This is a genomic window from Cupriavidus sp. MPR-AND1C (assembly GCF_058809705.1).
This window is the reverse complement of record NZ_JBXASU010000003.1, coordinates 135,104-154,180: the sequence shown is the minus strand read 5'-3', so window position 1 is coordinate 154,180 and position 19,077 is coordinate 135,104. Positions and strand designations below refer to the sequence as shown.

The 19,077-nt window shown below is 66.2% G+C and carries 20 protein-coding genes; 17 read left to right on the top strand and 3 right to left on the bottom strand.

The annotated features are described in order from the left end of the window. Positions 1 to 17: 17 nt before the first annotated feature. The 14 genes from motB (at position 18) to AC1RWI_RS03195 (ending at position 15,362) form a co-directional block, all read left to right on the top strand. Positions 18 to 1,040 carry a flagellar motor protein MotB gene (gene motB, locus AC1RWI_RS03260; RefSeq protein ID WP_043357025.1) on the top strand — a complete coding sequence of 341 codons (1,023 nt, stop codon included), beginning with the start codon at positions 18 to 20 and terminating at the stop codon, positions 1,038 to 1,040. Between the two features lie 59 nt (positions 1,041 to 1,099). Then, positions 1,100 to 3,130, top strand: a complete 2,031-nt coding sequence (gene cheA / locus AC1RWI_RS03255; RefSeq protein ID WP_492864531.1) for a chemotaxis protein CheA — start codon at positions 1,100 to 1,102, stop codon at positions 3,128 to 3,130. 21 nt (positions 3,131 to 3,151) lie between these two features. Further along, positions 3,152 to 3,646: a chemotaxis protein CheW gene (gene cheW, locus AC1RWI_RS03250; protein WP_043357020.1), complete on the top strand. Its 495-nt coding sequence runs from the start codon at positions 3,152 to 3,154 to the stop codon at positions 3,644 to 3,646. Positions 3,647 to 3,717: 71 nt separating this feature from the next. Further along, complete coding sequence (locus AC1RWI_RS03245) at positions 3,718 to 4,620, top strand: CheR family methyltransferase (protein WP_043357018.1); 903 nt, start codon at positions 3,718 to 3,720, stop codon at positions 4,618 to 4,620. Next, a complete protein-coding gene (gene cheD, locus AC1RWI_RS03240) occupies positions 4,620 to 5,282 on the top strand; it encodes a chemoreceptor glutamine deamidase CheD (protein WP_043358526.1) in 663 nt (220 codons plus the stop codon). The genes AC1RWI_RS03245 and cheD overlap by 1 nt, the downstream gene beginning before the upstream one ends. Positions 5,283 to 5,305: 23 nt before the next feature. After that, positions 5,306 to 6,376, top strand: coding sequence for a protein-glutamate methylesterase/protein-glutamine glutaminase (locus AC1RWI_RS03235; RefSeq protein WP_492368540.1), 1,071 nt, complete (start codon positions 5,306 to 5,308; stop codon positions 6,374 to 6,376). Between the two features lies 1 nt (position 6,377). Next, positions 6,378 to 6,773 carry a chemotaxis response regulator CheY gene (gene cheY, locus AC1RWI_RS03230; protein WP_043357014.1) on the top strand — a complete coding sequence of 132 codons (396 nt, stop codon included), beginning with the start codon at positions 6,378 to 6,380 and terminating at the stop codon, positions 6,771 to 6,773. A 10-nt stretch (positions 6,774 to 6,783) separates the two neighbouring features. Beyond that, the gene (gene cheZ, locus AC1RWI_RS03225) at positions 6,784 to 7,419 is read left to right on the top strand and encodes a protein phosphatase CheZ (protein WP_043358525.1); all 636 of its coding nucleotides are present in this window, start codon (positions 6,784 to 6,786) and stop codon (positions 7,417 to 7,419) included. A 254-nt stretch (positions 7,420 to 7,673) separates the two neighbouring features. Beyond that, positions 7,674 to 8,816 carry a flagellar biosynthesis protein FlhB gene (gene flhB / locus AC1RWI_RS03220; protein ID WP_043357012.1) on the top strand — a complete coding sequence of 381 codons (1,143 nt, stop codon included), beginning with the start codon at positions 7,674 to 7,676 and terminating at the stop codon, positions 8,814 to 8,816. Then, positions 8,813 to 10,900 (top strand): flagellar biosynthesis protein FlhA, encoded by a 2,088-nt coding sequence (gene flhA / locus AC1RWI_RS03215; RefSeq protein WP_492864527.1) that lies wholly within the window; start codon positions 8,813 to 8,815, stop codon positions 10,898 to 10,900. Before flhB ends, flhA begins: the two co-directional genes overlap by 4 nt. Before the next feature lie 13 nt (positions 10,901 to 10,913). Continuing rightward, positions 10,914 to 13,355: a flagellar biosynthesis GTPase FlhF gene (flhF, locus tag AC1RWI_RS03210; RefSeq protein ID WP_492864525.1), complete on the top strand. Its 2,442-nt coding sequence runs from the start codon at positions 10,914 to 10,916 to the stop codon at positions 13,353 to 13,355. A gap of 3 nt (positions 13,356 to 13,358) precedes the next feature. Beyond that, positions 13,359 to 14,177 carry a MinD/ParA family ATP-binding protein gene (locus AC1RWI_RS03205; RefSeq protein WP_173430744.1) on the top strand — a complete coding sequence of 273 codons (819 nt, stop codon included), beginning with the start codon at positions 13,359 to 13,361 and terminating at the stop codon, positions 14,175 to 14,177. Positions 14,178 to 14,217: 40 nt separating this feature from the next. Continuing rightward, positions 14,218 to 14,934 (top strand): RNA polymerase sigma factor FliA, encoded by a 717-nt coding sequence (locus tag AC1RWI_RS03200; RefSeq protein ID WP_006162649.1) that lies wholly within the window; start codon positions 14,218 to 14,220, stop codon positions 14,932 to 14,934. Next, complete coding sequence (locus AC1RWI_RS03195; RefSeq protein WP_492864523.1) at positions 14,931 to 15,362, top strand: flagellar protein FlhE; 432 nt, start codon at positions 14,931 to 14,933, stop codon at positions 15,360 to 15,362. The genes AC1RWI_RS03200 and AC1RWI_RS03195 overlap by 4 nt, the downstream gene beginning before the upstream one ends. Positions 15,363 to 15,593: 231 nt before the next feature. Here AC1RWI_RS03195 and AC1RWI_RS03190 read toward each other — a convergent pair whose 3' ends face one another. From AC1RWI_RS03190 to flgA, 3 genes are all read right to left on the bottom strand, one after another. Further along, the gene (locus tag AC1RWI_RS03190) at positions 15,594 to 16,052 is read right to left on the bottom strand and encodes a flagella synthesis protein FlgN (RefSeq protein ID WP_043357008.1); all 459 of its coding nucleotides are present in this window, start codon (positions 16,050 to 16,052) and stop codon (positions 15,594 to 15,596) included. A gap of 54 nt (positions 16,053 to 16,106) precedes the next feature. Beyond that, positions 16,107 to 16,412, bottom strand: coding sequence for a flagellar biosynthesis anti-sigma factor FlgM (gene flgM, locus AC1RWI_RS03185; protein ID WP_043357007.1), 306 nt, complete (start codon positions 16,410 to 16,412; stop codon positions 16,107 to 16,109). A gap of 165 nt (positions 16,413 to 16,577) precedes the next feature. Then, on the bottom strand, positions 16,578 to 17,297 hold the full coding sequence (gene flgA / locus AC1RWI_RS03180) for a flagellar basal body P-ring formation chaperone FlgA (protein WP_043357005.1): 720 nt from the start codon (positions 17,295 to 17,297) through the stop codon (positions 16,578 to 16,580). 222 nt (positions 17,298 to 17,519) lie between these two features. Between flgA and flgB the strand changes: the two genes are divergently transcribed. Genes flgB through AC1RWI_RS03165 form a run of 3 tightly spaced genes read left to right on the top strand, consistent with a single transcriptional unit; the run spans position 17,520 to position 19,031 of the window. Next, positions 17,520 to 17,930, top strand: coding sequence for a flagellar basal body rod protein FlgB (flgB, locus tag AC1RWI_RS03175; protein ID WP_043357003.1), 411 nt, complete (start codon positions 17,520 to 17,522; stop codon positions 17,928 to 17,930). Positions 17,931 to 17,937: 7 nt separating this feature from the next. Beyond that, positions 17,938 to 18,345, top strand: a complete 408-nt coding sequence (gene flgC / locus AC1RWI_RS03170; protein WP_006162655.1) for a flagellar basal body rod protein FlgC — start codon at positions 17,938 to 17,940, stop codon at positions 18,343 to 18,345. 14 nt (positions 18,346 to 18,359) lie between these two features. After that, the gene (locus AC1RWI_RS03165; RefSeq protein WP_043357001.1) at positions 18,360 to 19,031 is read left to right on the top strand and encodes a flagellar hook assembly protein FlgD; all 672 of its coding nucleotides are present in this window, start codon (positions 18,360 to 18,362) and stop codon (positions 19,029 to 19,031) included. The last annotated feature ends 46 nt before the right edge of the window (positions 19,032 to 19,077 follow it).

Genomic DNA, 19,077 nt, shown 5'->3' with positions numbered 1-19,077 from the left:
GAAGAGGAGCGACAGCGATGAGCAGTGAGCACGGTGCGCACCCCATTGTCGTCAAACGCATCAAGAAGAGCAGCGCCGGGCATCATGGCGGATCGTGGAAGATCGCCTACGCCGACTTCATGACGGCAATGATGGCGCTGTTCCTTGTGCTTTGGCTGCTGAAGGCTGCCCAGCCCAAGGACCTGGTGCAATTGGCCGAGTATTTCCGCACGCCGCTGAAAGTGGCCATTGCGGGCGGCAACAAGAGCAGCCTGTCTTCCAGCGTGATCCCTGGCGGCGGCACTGACGTGACCCGCCAGGACGCGGAAGTCAGGAAGACGCCTGAAGACGCCACGGAAAAGGCCAAGGAGCGCCAGGAAGCCGAGCGCCTGCGCTCGCTCAAGAAGCGTCTTGAGCAGATCATCGAGAACAACCCCGTGCTGCGCCAGTTCCGCCCGCAGTTGCTGCTCGATATCACCAGCGAAGGTTTGCGCATCCAGATCCTGGATACGCAGAACCGGCCGATGTTCCGTACCGGCAGCGCCGCGGTCGAGCCGTATATGCGCAGCATCCTGCGCGAGATCGGCCCGGTGCTCAACGAGATGCCCAACAAGGTCAGCCTGTCCGGCCATACCGACTCCGCCAACTATTCCAATGGCGAGCGCACGTATAGCAACTGGGAGCTATCTTCAGACCGCTCCAACGCCTCCCGGCGCGAGCTGGTTGCCGGCGGCATGAACGAGGGCAAGGTGCTGCGTGTGATTGGCCTGGCCGCGACCATGCCGCTCGACAAGAAGGACGATCTCGCGCCGGTGAATCGCCGCATCAGCATCGTGGTGCTGAACCAGCGCGCGCAGTCTCGGATCGAGGCTGAGAATGCCAGCGCCGCCGAGGTTTCGATCGCAGCAAAGGCCGGTGAAGCCGGCAAGGAAGTGCAGGCAGGCCTGGCGGCCGCCTCCGCCCCTGCAACCGCAGTCGCGCCGGCCGCTTCGGCCGCCCCGGCTGCGGCTGCGCCGGGCAACGCCGCCGCGGCCCCGGCCAAGCCGGGCAGTGTTCAATGAAGACCGCCTGCCATGCCGGCAGCGGACTTCGCAGCAAAATTCAGTGAGCCAGGACGGTTATGTCTGTCGATATCGATATCACGCAGTTCTACCAGACCTTTTTCGAGGAGGCGGAAGAGCTCCTCGTGGAAATGGAGCAACTGCTGCTTGGGCTGGATCTCGAATCCCCCGATGCGGAAGAGCTCAATGCGATTTTTCGCGCGGCGCACTCTATCAAGGGCGGCGCGGCCACGTTCGGCTTCGCTGCCCTGACCGAAACCACGCACCTGCTGGAAAACCTGCTTGACCGTACGCGGCGGCGGGAACTGGCGTTGTCCCGGACCATCATCGACACTTTTCTGGAAACCAAGGACGTGTTGCAAGATCAGCTCAACGCCTACCGTAACGGTACGGAACCCGATCCGGAAACGCTGGCGCGTATCTGCGCCGTTCTTCAGCAACTGGCGCTCGAGGCTGCGGGCGGCACGCCGGCGGCGGCGAGCGCCCCGGCTGCGCCTGTTGCCGCAGCGCCAGCCGCGGCACCGGCGGCACCGGCAGCCGCCGGCGGCGGCCTGAAGGTGACGCTGGTCAAGGTGTCGCCTTCGGACCAGGCGCTGTTGCGCGAGGAACTTGCCAACCTGGGCGAGATCACCGGGCAGAAGGAAGAGGGCGGCGATCTCACCGTGTGGCTGTCGAGCCAGTGCAGCGCCGATGACATCATCGCGGTGTGCTGCTTCGTCGTCGACGGCGACCAGATCGTCGTCGAAGCGGCGGATGCGCCGGCTGCGGCCGCAGCGCCGGCCGCAGCCGAGCCGGTCCCTGAGGCTGCTGCGCCCGCGCCGGTCGCCGCAGCACCGGCGCAGGCCCCGGCCGCGCCCGCCAAGGAAAAAGCCAAGGCGCAGCCCGCCGCGGCCGCTCACGCGCAGGAGTCCGGCTCCATCCGCGTGCCCACCGAAAAAGTGGACCAGATCATCAACCTGGTGGGCGAGCTGGTCATCACGCAATCGATGCTGGCGCAGACCGCGTCCGCGCTCGATCCGGTGCTGTTCGACCGCTTGTTCTCCGGCATGGGCCAGCTCGAGCGCAATGCGCGCGACCTGCAGGAAGCGGTGATGTCGATCCGCATGATGCCGATGGACTACGTCTTCTCGCGCTTCCCGCGCCTGGTGCGCGACCTCGCCGGCAAGCTGGGCAAGCAGATCGACCTGGTCACCTTCGGTAAGGCCACCGAGCTCGACAAGAGCCTGATCGAACGCATCATCGATCCGCTGACCCACCTGGTGCGCAACAGCCTGGACCACGGCATCGAGACCCCGGACTTGCGTGTTGCCGCGGGCAAGGAACCCACCGGGCAGCTGATCCTCTCGGCACAGCATCACGGCGGCAACATCGTCATTGAAGTAAGCGACGACGGTGGCGGCCTGCGCCGCGACAAGATCCTTGCCAAGGCGCTGCAGAACGGCCTGCCGGTGTCGGAGAACATCAGCGACGACGAAGTCTGGCAACTGATCTTCGCGCCGGGCTTCTCCACCGCCGAAGCGGTGACCGACTTGTCCGGCCGCGGCGTGGGCATGGACGTGGTCAAGCGGAACATCCAGGAAATGGGCGGCCACGTCGAGGTTACCTCGCGTCCCGGCCAGGGCACCACCACCCGCATCGTGCTGCCGCTGACGCTGGCGATCCTGGACGGCATGTCCGTCAAGGTGGGCGCCGAGACCTTCATCCTGCCGCTGAACTGCGTGATGGAGTCGCTGCAGCCCAAGCCGGAAGACGTGCACACGGCAGCCAACAACGACCGCGTGATGCATGTGCGCGGCGAGTACCTGCCGCTGCTGGAGTTGCATCGCGTGTTCAACGTGGCCGAAGCCGTGCAGGAACCGACCCAGGGCATCGCCGTGATCCTGCAGGCCGAAGGCAAGCGTTTCGCGCTGCTGGTGGACCAACTGATCGGCCAGCACCAGGTCGTGCTGAAGAACCTCGAAACCAACTACCGCAAGGTGCCTTGCATTTCCGCCGCCACCATCCTGGGCGACGGCAGCGTGGCACTGATCGTGGACGTCGGCGCGCTGCAGCGCACCGGAGTGCGCCGCCAAGACCCGGCGCTTGCTTAACGCTCAGGAGAACAAGACATCATGGCCGGCATCGGACACATCGATACCCCCGGGAGCGAAGCTTCCGGGCAGGAGTTCCTGGTTTTCACGCTAGGAAGCGAAGAGTATGGCATCGACATTCTCAAGGTGCAGGAGATCCGCGGCTACGACGCGGTGACCCGCCTGGCGAATGCGCCCGATTTCATCAAGGGCGTGACCAATCTGCGCGGCGTGATCGTGCCGATCGTGGACCTGCGCCTGAAGTTCCGCTTGGGCAACGTGCGCTACGACCACCACACCGTGGTCATCATCCTCAATATCGCGGGCCGTGTGGTTGGCATCGTGGTGGACGGCGTATCGGACGTGCTGACCCTGACCGGCGAAGCCATCAAGCCAGCGCCGGAGTTCGGCGTCTCGGTCTCCAACGATCACCTGACCGGCCTCGGCACTGTCGACGGCCGCATGCTGATCCTGATCGACATCGAGAAGCTGATGACCAGTGCCGAAATGGAACTGGTCGAAGCCGAGCTCGCCTGATCCCGCACAGATCCGCCTGAGTTCACCAAAGCAAGCCCCAGCAAGACCACGGCCAAAAGCCCCCGCAACACATGACGCAGCTTCGCCCAACCGCCTTTGCCGCCGGCCCGCAATCAGCGCAGCCCGCTTCCCTGCGGCGCGACGAGCCGCGTGACTTCCTGCTGACCGAGCGGGACTTCGAGAAGATCCGCGCGATGATTCATCGCCGCGCGGGCATCTCGCTTGGCAGCCACAAGCGAGAGATGGTGTACAGCCGGCTGGCGCGACGGCTGCGCACGCTGCAGCTGGTCGATTTCGGCACTTACCTGGCAATGCTGGATGCCGATGACGGCTCGGAGGAGTGGGAGTTCTTTACCAACGCGCTCACCACCAACCTGACGTCGTTCTTCCGCGAAGCCCATCACTTCCCCTTGCTGGCGGAACACGCCAAGAAAACCGGCCGGCCCTACTCGGTATGGTGCTCGGCCGCGTCCACCGGCGAGGAACCCTACTCGATCGCCATCACGCTGGCCGAGGCGCTCGGCGAGCGCGCCGCCACCGTGCTGGCAACCGATATCGACACCCAGGTGCTGGCCAAGGCCCGCTCCGGCGTCTATACGGCCGAGCAGGTGAACAAGCTCTCGCCGGAGCGGCTCAAGCGCTTCTTCCTCAAGGGCACCGGCCAGCGCGCCGGCGCGGTCAAGGTCAAGCCGGAGCTGGCGGGCACCATCAGTTTCGAGCCGCTCAACCTGCTGGCGCCCGACTGGGGGATTCGCGAGAAGTTCGACGCGATCTTCTGCCGCAACGTGATGATCTATTTCGACAAGCCTACCCAGGGCAAGATACTGGAGCGCTTCGTGCCGCTGCTCAAGCCGCACGGACTGCTGTTCGCGGGCCACTCCGAGAATTTCTCCTACGTGACGCGCGCCTTCCAGCTGCGCGGGCAGACTGTCTATGAACTGGCGCCGCAGTCGGTCCGGCTGGGAGGATCATGATGCGCACGCCCCAATTGCCCGAGGCGATTGCCACCCGGAGCTACTTTGACCGGGAATTCGGCAAGCAAGCCATCAAGCTGCTGCCCAACGAGTACTACGTGACCCGCGAGGACGTGGTGCTGACCACGGTGCTCGGCTCGTGCGTAGCAGCATGCATCCGCGACGAGACGGCCGGGGTCGGGGGCATGAACCATTTCATGCTGCCGGACGATGATGGTGCGGGCGCGGGTGCGGACCGGCTGCTCAGCGCATCGATGCGCTACGGCTCCTACGCGCTGGAAGTGCTGATCAACGAATTGCTGAAGATGGGCGCGCGCCGCGAGCGGCTCGAAGCCAAGGTGTTCGGCGGCGGCGCGGTGCTGGCCAACATGACCACGCTCAATATCGGCGATCGCAACGCCGAGTTCGTGCTCAGGTACCTGAAGGCCGAGGAGATCCGCGTGGCCGCCCAGGACCTGCGTGGCCCGCACGCGCGCCGCGTCAGCTATTTCCCGCTTACCGGGCTGGCGCTGGTGCGCCGGCTCACCCGACAGGACGACCAGGTGGTGGTCGAGCGCAACGAACGCGCGCTGGCACGCGCCATTGCCAGCTCCGCGACGGCGCCCGCAAAGGGCGGCGCGGAACTGTTTTCGCGGCGTGCGCCGTCGGCTGCCGTTTCCTGATACGACAAGGACTTTATCCAGACATGACTGCCGCCAAGATCAAGGTATTGTGCGTGGACGACTCCGCGCTGATACGCAGCCTGATGACGGAGATCATCAACAGCCAGAGCGATATGGAGGTGGTGGGTACCGCCCCCGATCCGCTGGTGGCGCGCGACCTGATCAAGCGCCTGAATCCGGATGTGCTTACGCTGGACGTGGAAATGCCGCGCATGGACGGGCTGGATTTCCTCGAGCGGCTGATGCGCCTGCGCCCGATGCCGGTGCTGATGGTGTCGTCGCTGACCGAGCGCGGCTCGGAAATCACGATGCGCGCGCTGGAGCTCGGCGCGGTGGATTTCGTCACCAAGCCCAAGCTCGGCATCCGCGACGGCCTGATGGATTACACCGACACCATCGCCGACAAGATCCGTGCCGCGTCGCGTGCGCGCATCCGCAGCAACGCACCCGCCAGCGGGGAAGCGGCCGCGCCGGCTACCCCGATGCTGCGCAGCCCGTTGCTATCCACGGAAAAGCTGATTATCGTTGGTGCGTCCACCGGCGGCACCGAGGCCATCAAGGAATTCCTGATGCCGATGCCGCCCGATTGCCCCGCCGTGCTGATCGTCCAGCATATGCCGGCCGGCTTCACGCGCTCGTTCGCGCAGCGCCTGGACGGCCTGTGCCGGATCACGGTCAAGGAAGCGGAGCACGGCGAGCGCGTGCTGCCCGGCTACGCCTATATTGCCCCGGGCGACTCGCACCTGCTGCTCGCGCGCAGCGGGGCCAACTATGTGGCCCACCTGTCGCAGGAGCCGGCAGTCAACCGCCACCGGCCGTCGGTCGAGGTGCTGTTCGATTCGGCCGCCAAGCACGCAGGCAAGAACGCCATCGGCGTGATGCTGACGGGCATGGGCAAGGACGGGGCGCAAGGCATGCTGCGCATGCGCGAGGCCGGTGCTTATAACCTGGCACAGGATGAGAGCAGTTGCATCGTGTTCGGCATGCCCAAGGAGGCGATAGCCGCCGGTGGGGTGCATGAGGTAGTACCGCTGCACGCGATGAGCCAGCGCAAGTATTGCAGCAACTTTCCACAACTGTATTGGAGCCGTTAGAGTGGACAAGAACATGAAGATCCTGGTGGTCGATGACTTCCCCACCATGCGTCGCATCATCCGCAACCTGCTTAAGGAACTGGGCTTTGCCAACGTCGAGGAAGCCGAAGACGGCGCCGCGGGCCTGGAGAAGGTCAAGGACGGCAGCTTCCAGTTCGTCATTTCCGACTGGAACATGCCGAACATGGACGGCCTGAGCATGCTGCAGGCGATTCGCGCCGAAGGGCCGCTGGCCAAGCTGCCGGTGCTGATGGTGACGGCCGAGGCCAAGAAGGAGAACATCATCGCCGCGGCACAGGCCGGCGCGAACGGCTATGTGGTCAAGCCATTCACGGCAGCGACGCTCGACGAGAAAATTACCAAGATCTTCGAGAAACTGGCGAAGGAAGGGGCATAAGGTGGGCGACATGTCGACGACTCCGACTCTCAGCAACGAATCTGCCGAGCAGCTGTTCCAGCGCATTGGCGCCCTGACGCGGATGCTGCGCGACAATATGCGCGAATTGGGGCTCGACAAGGAAATCGAGCGTGCCGCGCAGGCCATCCCCGATGCGCGCGACCGGCTCAGCTATATCGCCTCCATGACCGAGCAGGCTGCCGAGCGCACGCTGACCGCGGTGGAACTGGCGCAGCCGATCCAGTCCGGCATGGAGAAACAGGCCGAGGCGCTCGACAAGCGCTGGGAAGCCTGGTTCGAAACGCCGGTGGAGCTGGGAGACGCGCGCGAGCTCGTGCTCGACACCCGCGCCTTCCTGACCGACGTGCCGCAGCAGGCCCGCGCCACCGGCAGCCACCTGCTCGACATCATGATGGCGCAGGACTTCCAGGACCTGACCGGCCAGGTCATCAAGAAGATGATGGACATGATCCACTCCCTGGAGCAGGAACTGCTGCAGGTGCTGATCGACAATGTCCCGGCCGATCGCCGCGTGGAAGCGCCGGCTACGTTGATGAATGGACCGCAGGTCAACCCCGAAGGCAAGGCCGACGTGGTTTCCGACCAGTCGCAGGTCGACGACCTGCTCGCCAGCCTGGGCTTCTGATCTTCTGATCGCCAGGCAAGGAGCGCGGGCCCGCCCGGCCGTCCCGCGTACGCCCCTTCCCCGGGGTGTCCCGCCGCAACGCCCCCGGCGCATCGCGCATGCCGCCCCTGCCCCGCGTGCCCGGCCCGCGCCAAGCGGCGCCATCGCGCAAACAGCGCCAGAATCCCAGTCCTATTCCGGCTAATGGCCGCCGGTTTCCGCTCCGATAATCGATCCTGACGAACGGCCGCATGCCGCTTCGTAACGGAGCGGCCATGTCCGAAGAAAGCGATCTCGAGAAAACCGAACCCGCCTCAGCGCGGCGCCTGGAAAAGGCGCGCGAAGAGGGGCAGGTCGTGCGTTCGCGCGAGCTCGCCACGCTGATCATGCTGATGAGCGGCGTAGTGGGCCTGTGGACGCTGGGCGGCACGCTTGCCAGCAAGCTCGATGCCGTATTGCACGCCAGCCTGGCCTTCGAGCCGGCGATTGCCTTTGACACGACACGCATGATGTCGCGCTTTGGCATCGCAGTCTGGGAGGGCCTGCTGGCCTTCCTGCCGCTGCTGCTGTTCTTTGGCGCGGCAGCGCTGGCCGGCCCCATGCTGCTGGGCGGCTGGATGTTTTCCGCGAAGTCTTTCGCCCCGGATTTCTCCCGCCTCTCGCCACTCAAGGGGCTGGGCAGGTTGTTCTCCTCGCAGTCGCTGGTGGAACTGGCGAAGGCCATTGCCAAGGCGCTGCTGGTTGGCAGCGTGGCTGGCTGGGTGCTGTGGCGGCGGTTGCCCGAGGCCATTGCGCTGATGAGCGCGCCGATCCACGAAGCGCTGCTGCACATGCTGGAGATGGTGCTGAGCTGCTCCGCGATGGTGGCGGGTTCGCTGGTGCTGGTGGCCGCGCTCGACGTGCCCTGGCAGTACTGGACCTTCTACAAGAAGCTGCGCATGACCAAGGAAGAGGTCAAGCAGGAGCACAAGGACAGCGAAGGCGACCCGCACATCAAGGGGCGCATCCGCCAGCAGCAGCGTGCCATGGCCAAGCGCCGCATGATGTCCGAGGTGCCGAAGGCGGATGTGGTGGTCACCAACCCGACCCACTTTGCCGTGGCGCTGCGCTACGAAGAAGGCCGCATGAGCGCGCCGCGCGTGGTCGCCAAGGGCAGTGACGCGATTGCCGCGCGCATCCGCGAGATTGCCGTCGAGAACGGCGTGCCGTTGCTGAGCGCGCCGCCGCTGGCGCGCGCACTGCATCGTCACGTAGAGCTGGGCAGGGAAATCCCTGCCGGCCTGTATACCTCCGTGGCCGAAGTCCTGGCCTGGGTCTATCAACTGAAACACTGGCACCACAGCAGCGGCCCGCATCCGGCGGCACCCTCCGATCTGCTGGTGCCTGACGAGTTAGCCGTACCGGAAAGCCAAGCATGAACGCATTGACCTCGCTGTTCAAACTGCCGGGGGGCCAGACAGGCGGGCAGATGAAGGCCCTGGCCGGCCCGCTGCTGATCATCATGATCCTCGGCATGATGATCCTGCCGCTGCCACCCTTTATCCTGGATCTGCTGTTCACGTTCAACATCGCCCTGTCGATCATGGTGCTGCTGGTGGGCATGTACACCCAGAAGGCGCTGGACTTCGCCGCCTTCCCGGCGGTGCTGCTGTTCACCACGCTGCTGCGCCTGTCGCTCAACGTGGCCTCGACCCGGGTCGTGCTGATGGAAGGGCACACCGGGCCGGACGCCGCGGGCAAGGTGATCGAGGCCTTCGGCCACTTCCTGGTCGGCGGCAACTTTGCCGTGGGCATCGTGGTGTTCGCGATCCTGGTGGTGATCAACTTCATGGTCATCACCAAGGGCGCGGGGCGTATCGCCGAAGTTGGCGCGCGCTTCATGCTCGATGCCATGCCCGGCAAGCAGATGGCGATCGACGCCGACCTCAATGCAGGCCTGATCAATGAAGAAGGCGCCAAGAAGCGCCGCGCCGAGGTCTCGCAGGAATCGGACTTCTACGGCGCGATGGACGGCGCCAGCAAGTTCGTGCGTGGCGATGCCGTGGCGGGCCTGATGATCATGTTCATCAACGTCGGCGCCGGCATGGTGGTGGGCATGGTGCAGCATGACCTGGACTTCGCCACCGCGGTGCGCAACTACACGCTGTTGACTATCGGCGATGGCCTGGTCGCGCAGATCCCGGCGCTGGTGATTTCCACCGCCGCGGGTGTGATCGTTTCGCGGGTCTCCAACGAGCAGGACGTGGGCCAGCAGCTGACCGACCAGCTGTTCTCCAATCCTCGCGTGCTCTACCTGACCGGTGCCATCATTGGCATGATGGGCATCATCCCGGGCATGCCGCACGTCGCCTTCCTGGCCTTTGCCGGCGCACTGGTGTGGTTCGGCCGCTATGTGGCACGCCGCGACGTGGCGCAGGCGCAGGAAAAGAAGCGCGAGGAACGCGCCCCCGCGGTGGCGCCGGAATCGACCGAAGCCAGCTGGGACGATGTCACCCTGGTCGATCCGCTCGGCATGGAGGTGGGCTATCGCCTGATCCCGCTGGTGGACCGCGCGCAGAACGGCGAGCTCCTCGGGCGCATCAAGAGCATCCGCAAGAAGGTGGCGCAGGAGATCGGCTTCCTGGTGCCGGTAGTGCATATCCGCGACAACCTGGAACTCAAGCCCAATGCTTACCGCATCACGCTCAAGGGCGTGGAGATCGGCCGCGGCGAAGCCGCGCCCGGGCAGTGGATGGCGATCAACCCCGGCCAGGTGTCCGGCGCGCTGCCGGGCACGCCCAGCCAGGACCCGGCCTTCGGCCTGCCCGCGGTGTGGATCGAGAGCGGCCTCAAGGAGCAGGCGCAGACCTACGGCTACACCGTGGTGGACGCAAGCACGGTAGTGGCGACTCACCTCAACCACCTGATCCACATGCACGCGGCTGAACTGCTTGGCCGCCAGGAAGTGCAGGCGCTGCTCGACCGCATCGCCAAGGAATCTCCCAAGCTCACCGAAGACCTGGTTCCCAAGGTCATCACGCTTACCGCGCTGCAAAAGATCCTGCAGAACCTGCTGGATGAAAGCGTGCCGATCCGCGACATGCGCACCGTGCTGGACGTGGTGGCCGAGCACGCGCCGAAGGTCAGCGATCCCAACGAGCTCACCTCGCTGGTGCGCGTGGCGCTGGGCCGTGCCATTACCCAGCAGTGGTTCCCCAACGGCGCCGACCTCCAGGTCATCGGCCTGGACGCCGGATTGGAGCGCGTGCTGTCGCAAGCGCTCACTAACGGCGGCGGCATCGAGCCGGGCCTGGCCGATGCGCTGCTGCAGCAGACGCAGGGCGCGGTGACCAGGCAAGAACATCTGGGGCTGGATCCGGTGCTGCTGGTGCCGCATCCGCTGCGCCCGTTGCTGGCGCGCTTCCTGCGCCGGACCATGCCGCAACTCAAGGTGCTCTCGCATGCCGAGGTGCCGGACAACCGAAATATCAGGATCACCGCCATGATCGGTGGCACAGCGTGAGGGGTTTCGCAAAATGAGCGTAGCTAAATTCGTGGCGGCCAATGGCCGTGAGGCTTTGCGCCAGGTGCGCGAGGCGATGGGACCGGACGCGGTGGTGCTGTCCAACCGCACCGTTGAAGGTGGCGTGGAGATTGTCGCGATGCGCGACACCGACCTCGGCGCCATTTCCAGCAACGCGCCGGTTTTCACGCCGCCGCCGGCTGCCGCGGTCGCTGTCGACGGCGCCCTTGGCGACCTGCGCGGCGAACTGCAGACCATGCGCGCCATGATGGAGCGCCAGTTCTCCGGCGTGGGCACGCACAGCCTGCCGTCGATCGGCGCAGACCCGTTGCGCGATTCGCTGTTTACCTGGTTAGTGACCGCTGGCTTCTCCGGGCAGCTCGCCCGTTCGCTGCTGGGTCACTTGCCGCTGGGCCATGACCGGCCTGCCGCCATGGCCTGGATCCGCCAGGAGCTCGCCCGCAAGGTGCCGGTGCTGAACGACGAAGATGCGCTCTTTGCCCAGGGTGGCGTGCTGGCGCTGGTCGGTCCCACCGGCGTGGGCAAGACCACCACCACCGCCAAGCTGGCCGCGCGCTTCGTGCTCAAGCACGGCCCGGAACGCCTGGCGCTGCTGACCACCGACACGTTCCGGATTGGCGCACACGAGCAATTGCGCATCTATGGCGACATCCTTGGCGTGCCCGTGCACGCGGTCAAGGATGCGGCCGACCTGCGCTTTGCGCTGGCGGCACTGACCGAGAAGCACCTGGTGATCATCGACACGGTGGGCATGAGCCAGCGCGACCGCAACCTGTCCGAGCAGATTGCCATGCTGGCCGGCGTGCAGGCGCCGGTGCAGCGCATCCTGCTGCTCAACGGCGCCAGCCACGGCGACACGCTCAACGAAGTCGTCCACGCCTACCGCCACGATGCCACGCCCGACGGCGGCATCGACGGCTGCATCGTCAGCAAGCTGGACGAGGCCACGCACCTGGGCTCCGTGCTCGACGTGGTGATCCGCCACCGCTTGCCGGTGTATTACGCCTCGACCGGCCAGCGCGTGCCCGAGCACCTTGAGCTTGCCAACGGCGCGGCTCTTGTCGAGCGTGCCTTCCAGACGCCGCGCCGCGGCTCGGTGTTTGCCGACGCGGAAGCCGCGCGTCGCGCCATGCCGGCGCAGGACGATAGCGAAGCCACGCGCGCGGCGAGCCCCGGCGGAGCCGACGGCATGCTGCGCTCGCTGACCGACAGTGCCAACGCGGTGGGCGATTGCGTGGAGCAACTGAGCGCTGGCAGCTATGGCTTTGAGCTGGTCCGCTCGCTGTGGCAGCAACGCAATGAGAGCGCACCCTCGCCGCGCCTGATGGCGCAGCAAGTGCGCGAAGCCGCCTGCCGCGACCTCACCCGCCATTGCGACCGCTTCGTGCTGTCGCTGAGCGCCACGGTGGCCACACCGGTGGCGGGACGGCGCGCGCCGCGCCCCTGGCAACACACGCTGTTCCTGGCGGACCGCGACGGCCTGCCGCTGGCCGCCGCCGCCGCGCCCGCCGGCCGTACCGGCCCGGCACTGCAAGGCGGCCAGGGCGGATGGGAAGCCGATGCCGCCACGCTGTGCGCCGCCATCGCCGCCGCCCGCACCGTGGTCAACGTACTTGACGCCATGCCTGCCGCCCCCGTGCTGGCACGCTGGCAGCAAACCGGTGAGCGCTGGCTGGCCACCGCGCGCAAGACCACTCGGGTGGCCAGCGGCGGGGCTGCCCTCAAGCTCGATGCGCTGGCCGAGACGCTGACCTTCCACGCCGTGCAAGACATGGACTATCGCGGCCGCGATGCTGTGCAGTGGATCGCGCAAAGCCCGGTCCGCGTGCTCGAAGGCCAGGCACGCGGCACCCGCTCCATCGCCGAGGGTGGCACCGAGGCAGGCTTGCTGGTGTCGCGCGTCGTCGACCGTGAAAACGGCCAGACGCTCGCTGTGCATTACCTGCTGTGCGACCCGGCGCTGTCGGCCGAGGGCGCGCAACTGGCCCGCTGGGCTCGCTGGGCCGAGGCCGGCGAAGCGCAATTGCGCACGCTGCGCCATGCGCTGGACCACCTGGGCCAAGGCGACGGCGGCAACGAACCCGCGCAGGCCGAAGCGCAGGCCTGCGCCCGCTTGCTCGCGTTGCAGATGGGCGTGGCCGCGCTGCGCCTCGAGCAGGCCTGCGACGACTCGGTCGGCGCATTCCTGGCGCGACTGACTGGTCGCGCGCCGACTCGCCAGGCTTGCGGCGGCGCTGTGCTGGTCGAAGGCATTGGCCGTCTGCTGGCCCTGCTCGACGTGCTGGAAAACTATCCGGCCCGTGGCGCCCGCGCCACGCAGCCCATTGTGCAGGAAGCCTCGCCGCAGACGTTCCAACTGGGCGGCGCCGGCGGCGTGCTCGAGGCGCGCATGAGCGGCAGCCGCGTGTTCGAGACGCTGGCGCAAGGAGAATAAGCCGTGAATTCACTCGCATCCGACCAGGCGGAAAGCCTGCGGCGCATGCTGGCGCCCCGCGCCACACGCCGCATTGCCGTGGTCGCAAGCGATGCCGGTGCCGGCGCCACCACGGTGGCACTGGGGCTGGCCAACGCCCTTGCCCTGCAAGGCGAACGCGTACTGCTCGTCGATGAGGACCGTTTCGGCGCCCGCGCCACCCGGCTTGCCGGCGCCATGCCGGAAGGCACCCTGGCCGCGGTGCTGGGTGGTGCGGTGACGCTCGATGCCGCGCTCGGCAAGCGTCCCGCGGGCACCATCGCCGTGCTGCCGGGCAGCCCCCAGGCCAATGGCGACCTGCAGTTGCTCAAGTCGTTTCGCACCGTGCTTAGCGACGCCCGCAGCGATGCGGATGGCGGCTTGTCGCAAATGGCTGGCGCGGCGCACAACCTCATCGTGGTGCTGCGCGCGGAGCCGGCCTCGATCAAAGCCGCATACGCCTGCATCAAGCAGCTCAATCACCTTTACGCTTGCCGGCGTTTCCACCTGGTGATCAATGCCGCCGCCGGGGACGCCGCCGCCAGTGCGGTGCTGGGCAACCTGGCCCGTACCGCCAGCCAGTACCTTGGCGTTGAGGCCAGCCCCGCGGGCAGCCTGCCGCACGATCCGCTGGTTGAGCGCAGTACCGCATTGGGCCGTTGCGTGGTCGAGGCCTTTCCGGCAGCGCCCGCCACCGCCGCATTACGCCGAATTGCCACGGGCATTGCCAGCTGGCCAATGTCCGCCGATCCCCGTTCAACCCTGTCGGTGCCGATGGCGCCGACGGCCACGGCCCTGGCTTAAGCGCCGGGACCTGCAAGCTAGGACTCACGAGAATTCCACCATGTATACGATTCAGGGAAAGCTCGAGCAGACTGATACCGTGACGGCGCATGCGTCGCTGGTGCGTCGCATCGCCTTGCAACTGGCAGCCAAGCTGCCTGCCAGCGTGCAACTCGATGATCTGATCCAGGCCGGCATGATCGGCCTGCTTGACGCCGCCAAGCGCTACGAAGACACCCACGGTGCGCGTTTCGAGACCTACGCCAGCCAGCGCATCCGCGGCGCCATGCTCGACGAGGTGCGCGCCAACGACTGGCAGTCGCGCAGCCTGCGCCAGTTCACGCGGCGGATCGAGCGCACCGTGCGCGGCCTGGAGCAAACGCTAGGCCGTGCGCCGCTCGATTCCGAAGTGGCGCAGGAGCTGGAGCTGCCGCTCGACGAATACCAGACGCTGCTCAACGAGGTTTATGGCTGCCAGTTGCTGCACTATGAAGACTTCGAGCGCTCCGGCGAAGAAGACTTCCTGGACCGGCACCTGAGCGTGAGCGATGACGGCAATCCCCTCACGGTGCTGATGGAAAGCGGCATGCGCGAAGCGCTGATCCGTGCCATCGAGCGCCTGCCCGAGCGGGAGAAGCTGGTACTGTCGCTGTGCTATGACCAGGAGCTGAACCTGCGGGAAATCGGCGCGGTGCTGGAAGTCACCGAGTCGCGCGTGTGCCAGATCCGTAGCCAGGCGATTACACGGCTGCGTTCGCAGTTGCGCGGGTTGCTGTGAGCGGCTGGCCCAAACGCTTCGCCGCGGCGGCGCTGGCCGTGGGGTGCTGGCCGGCACTGGCAGCGCCTGGTGGGCAGACGCTGCATAGCTGGTCGGCCTCGGTGAACGGGCCCGCGCTGTACTGCAAAGGCTTGCGCACCATTTCCGTCCCGATTTCACCGACCGGCTACTTGCCGCAGGCTCAGGGCGCGATCACGACGGTGCGGTGGCGCTATCGCTTCTCGCGTACGCCGCCGAATGAACTGCAGGCTTACCTATGCAATGCGCAACGATGTGTATTGCTCTCGGGGGCTGAAGGACTGACCGAGGCGTTTAGCGGGGATGACGCCGCCAAGGGCTTTGTGTTTGCTTTTCAGGTGCCGGGGAAGGGGCCGCTCACGCCGGTTTTGATCGGGCAGGCCAATGAGGTTACGGTTGGGTTTCGGTGAGGGGGGGCCGTAGTCGCTTCGCAGCTGCGGCTTAACTTCAACGTCAACAGACCGCTTCGCATCGCGCTGGGGTGTTCACCGCCTGGTGGCCGGTCGCGCGGCTACACCGAATCGTCTTCTGTTCCCGCTGGTTTGCTCCCCTCTCCCACTTGTGGGAGAGGGGCCGGGGGAGAGGGCGGGCACTCGCAAGAACGAGACGCCACAATCTACCCGGCTCAACTGCTGCTTAATTCAACCCGTTGCCAGACTGACCCCTTGCGGCCCGGTCTGCGCGCGCCCGTCGCGCCCATACAGAGTCGTGTTGTCACCCCGTTGCCGCAATGCCAGGATCGCTTCCTCGGTGAATTCGAGATGCGCATCCACAACCGCGGCATTCAGCGCATTGGCGTCGCTTGCAGTGCGTGCCGCAAACACCAGCGTCCGCCATGCGGCTTCCACCGACGGATCGATCTGGCGCCCGAACAGCTGGCCGCCCGCGCCGGTGCGAATCCCCAGGGCGCCCATCTGCGCCTCGCGCGCGCGCGTCAGGGCGCCCAGCAATCCGGCCAGTTCCACCTTGCGTTCCAGCAGCCCGGCAAGGGCCTGGTAATCGCCGGCCTTAATCAGGCTTCTTTCTTCGCCTAGTACGGTGGCGAACGCTTGCGCGAGCTCGGTTTCGCGGCGCAGGTTCTGGATCAGGGACTGGCTCATGGCTTGCCTATCTTAGGGTGGGGTTGGCGATGCGGCCCGTAGCAAGCCGCGGTGTCAGGCGCCGCCGTTGAGTTCGCGCAGGGACGCGAGCAGCCCGTCGGCGATCTTGCTTGGGTCGATCTTGATGCGGCCTTCGGAGATGGCCTGACGGATCTCTTCGACCTTGGCGGTGTCGATATCGTCGTCATGGTCTTCCACCATGCGCGCGCCGATCTCGCGCACCTGGGCCGACAGGGGGCTGCTGACGCGCACGCTGGACGTTTCCGGGGCGGCCGTCGATCCGGGGGCGCCGGCCACGCTGCGCACGGCGCCGTCGATGGCGTCGCTCGGCCTTGACGAGGTGGTCTGATTGATCTTCACGATGATTCCTTGCTGGGTACCTTTGGCTTATCGGAGGCTTCGGGCGAAACTTTAGGGCGAATTGCGGCACCATGGCGCCGCATTTCCGGCCCCGGAGCGCGCGATATTGTCTCATGCGCAGGCCTATGAGACGCGTACGCAACTCCAGGCTTCGCCACCGATTCCCTATTGCTGAAGCACCACCGTGTCGCCGTTGCGCACCAGCGCATTGACCACCTGACCGTTCTTGAGCCGCACCTGGACGTTGTTGCCCACCGCAGCCTCGGCCATGACCTTGCCTTCGCTGCTGAGCTGGAACGAATCGCCTTCCACCAGCACCGTCACGTTCTGGCCTTGGCGTACGGCAATGGCTTTCTTCAGCAGATCCATCCGCATTGGCGAGCCCATGGCAATGCGGTTGGCCGCTACCGCGCCGCTCACCTGTGCGGGATCCGTCACCACCGCGCGCGGCAGCGACGCCAGGTCGCCCTGGCGGACTTCCATATCGGCTGCATCAATGGCCTCGCCGGGCATCAGGTTGCGCCTGGCCACATAGTAGTCGGCCACCACCGACACGCGCGCTTGCACGTAGCGGGTCCAGGGGCGCTCGCCAGCGCAGCGCACGCCGACCGAGACCCGGCCCCACGGGGACGCGCCCGGCGGCAGGAACGGCTCGGGCAGCGGGCAATCCGGCGCGCGCCCGCCCGAAGGCGGTACTACCTGGATGCTGGCCTTGCCGGGCAGGCCGGCCGTCTGGCGTTCAAGAAATTGTTCGACCGCGGCGCGCACGGGGTCTTCGGGATACGGCGAGGGCTGCGCCGCGCCGGCGCTGCCGGGCAGCGTGCCGCCGGCGGCCAGCACGCAGAGCAGGGCGCGCGCCGCGGCGGCCCGGAAACGAGGGGTCATGTGTACATCCAGGCAAGGAAACGACGCGGGCCGCACCGCGAAGGCGGGTGCCGCGTGCGTGTCAACGGGTCCTATTGTAGGCAGCCCCGCGTTCTTGCTCGAGTCGAAATGCGCGGTTTTCTTTGCCCTATTCGCGCGATTGGCATGGCGGGGCCGCCCCTAAGATGGCACACCTGAAGAAGGTCGACCTTCGTTGCTCTCCCCCTCCAGCGAGACACAGACATGATTGACAGACTCGATGCGGCATTGCGCTTCCAACAAGAGGCGCTGAGCTTGCGGACCCAGCGGCAATCGGTGATTGCCTCCAACATCGCTCACGCCGATACACCCGGCTACAAGGCGCGCGACTTCGATTTCTCCAGCACGCTGGCGCAAAGCGTCGAACGCACAAAGCAAGCCGAAGGCGTGTCGCTGTCCACCACCTCGGTGCGCCACTTGCCGGGCGTGACGTCTGCGTTCGCCGAGAAGATGCAACTCGACTACCGCATCCCGATGCAGTCGAGCATCGATGGCAATACCGTCGAGATGGACACCGAGCGCGTCGCCTTTGCCGACAATGCGGTGCACTTCGAATCCGGGCTGACCGTGATGAGCGCCAAGATCAAGACCATGCTGTCGGCTATCCAGCAGTGAGCACGCCATGCCAGCAATGAACATCTTCGAAGTCGCCGGTTCGGCCATGGCCGCGCAGTCGCAGCGCATGAACGTGACCGCGTCCAACCTGGCCAATGCCGACAGCGCGGTCGGCCCCAACGGCCAGCCTTACCGCGCCAAGCAAGTGGTGTTCGGCCTTGCCGCCACACCGGGCCAGAACGACGTGGGCGGCGTGCAGGTGGAGGGCGTGATGGAAGATCCGTCGCCCCCGCGCATGGTGCACAACCCCACGCATCCGCTGGCCAATGCCGACGGCTACGTCACGATGCCAAACGTTAACCCGGTGGAGGAGATGGTCAACATGATCTCGGCCTCGCGTTCCTACCAGGCCAACGTGGAAGTCCTCAACACCGCCAAGAACATGATGCTCAAGACGCTGACCATCGGTCAGTAAAACCGGGATACGCAATGACCACGACTTCCTCCACAGGCAGCAGCACCAGCGCCGCCGGGATCGCCAATACCCTGCAAAGCGGCAGCGCCTCCGCCGCCGACCTGCAGAACAGCTTCCTGACGATGCTCGTTACGCAGATGAACAACCAGGATCCGCTCAACCCGATGGACAACTCGCAGCTGACCTCGCAGCTGGCGCAGATCAGCCAGGTGAGCGGCATGCAGACCTTGAACACCACGCTGAACTCGCTACTGTCGCAAGTCAGCGCCAGCCGCGCGATGGATTCGGCAGCGCTGATCGGCCACACCGTGATGGTGCCGGGCAATGCCACCACGGTGGCCAGCGGCGTGCCGGGCCAGATCGGCGTGGACCTGCCGTCGACCGCCGACGCGGTCACGGTCCAGGTGGTCGACGCGAACGGCAACGTGGTGCGCAACATCGACATGAAGGGCCAGACCGCCGGCGTGCACGACATTGCCTGGGATGGAAAGAACGATGCAGGCGTTGCGGTCGCCGACGGCGACTACAGCTTCAAGGTCGCCGCGACCGCCAACGGCAAGGATGTCGTGCCGGTCGCGCTGGTCTACGGCAAGGTCAACAGCATCAGCGGTGACTCCACGGGCGTGCTGGTCGACATCGGCGGCGGCCGCACCGCACCGGTCGACGGCGTTCGCCGCATTCTTTAATCACGTGGCCACGCGCGAGACGCGCCGGCAGGATGTCAGGTAACTA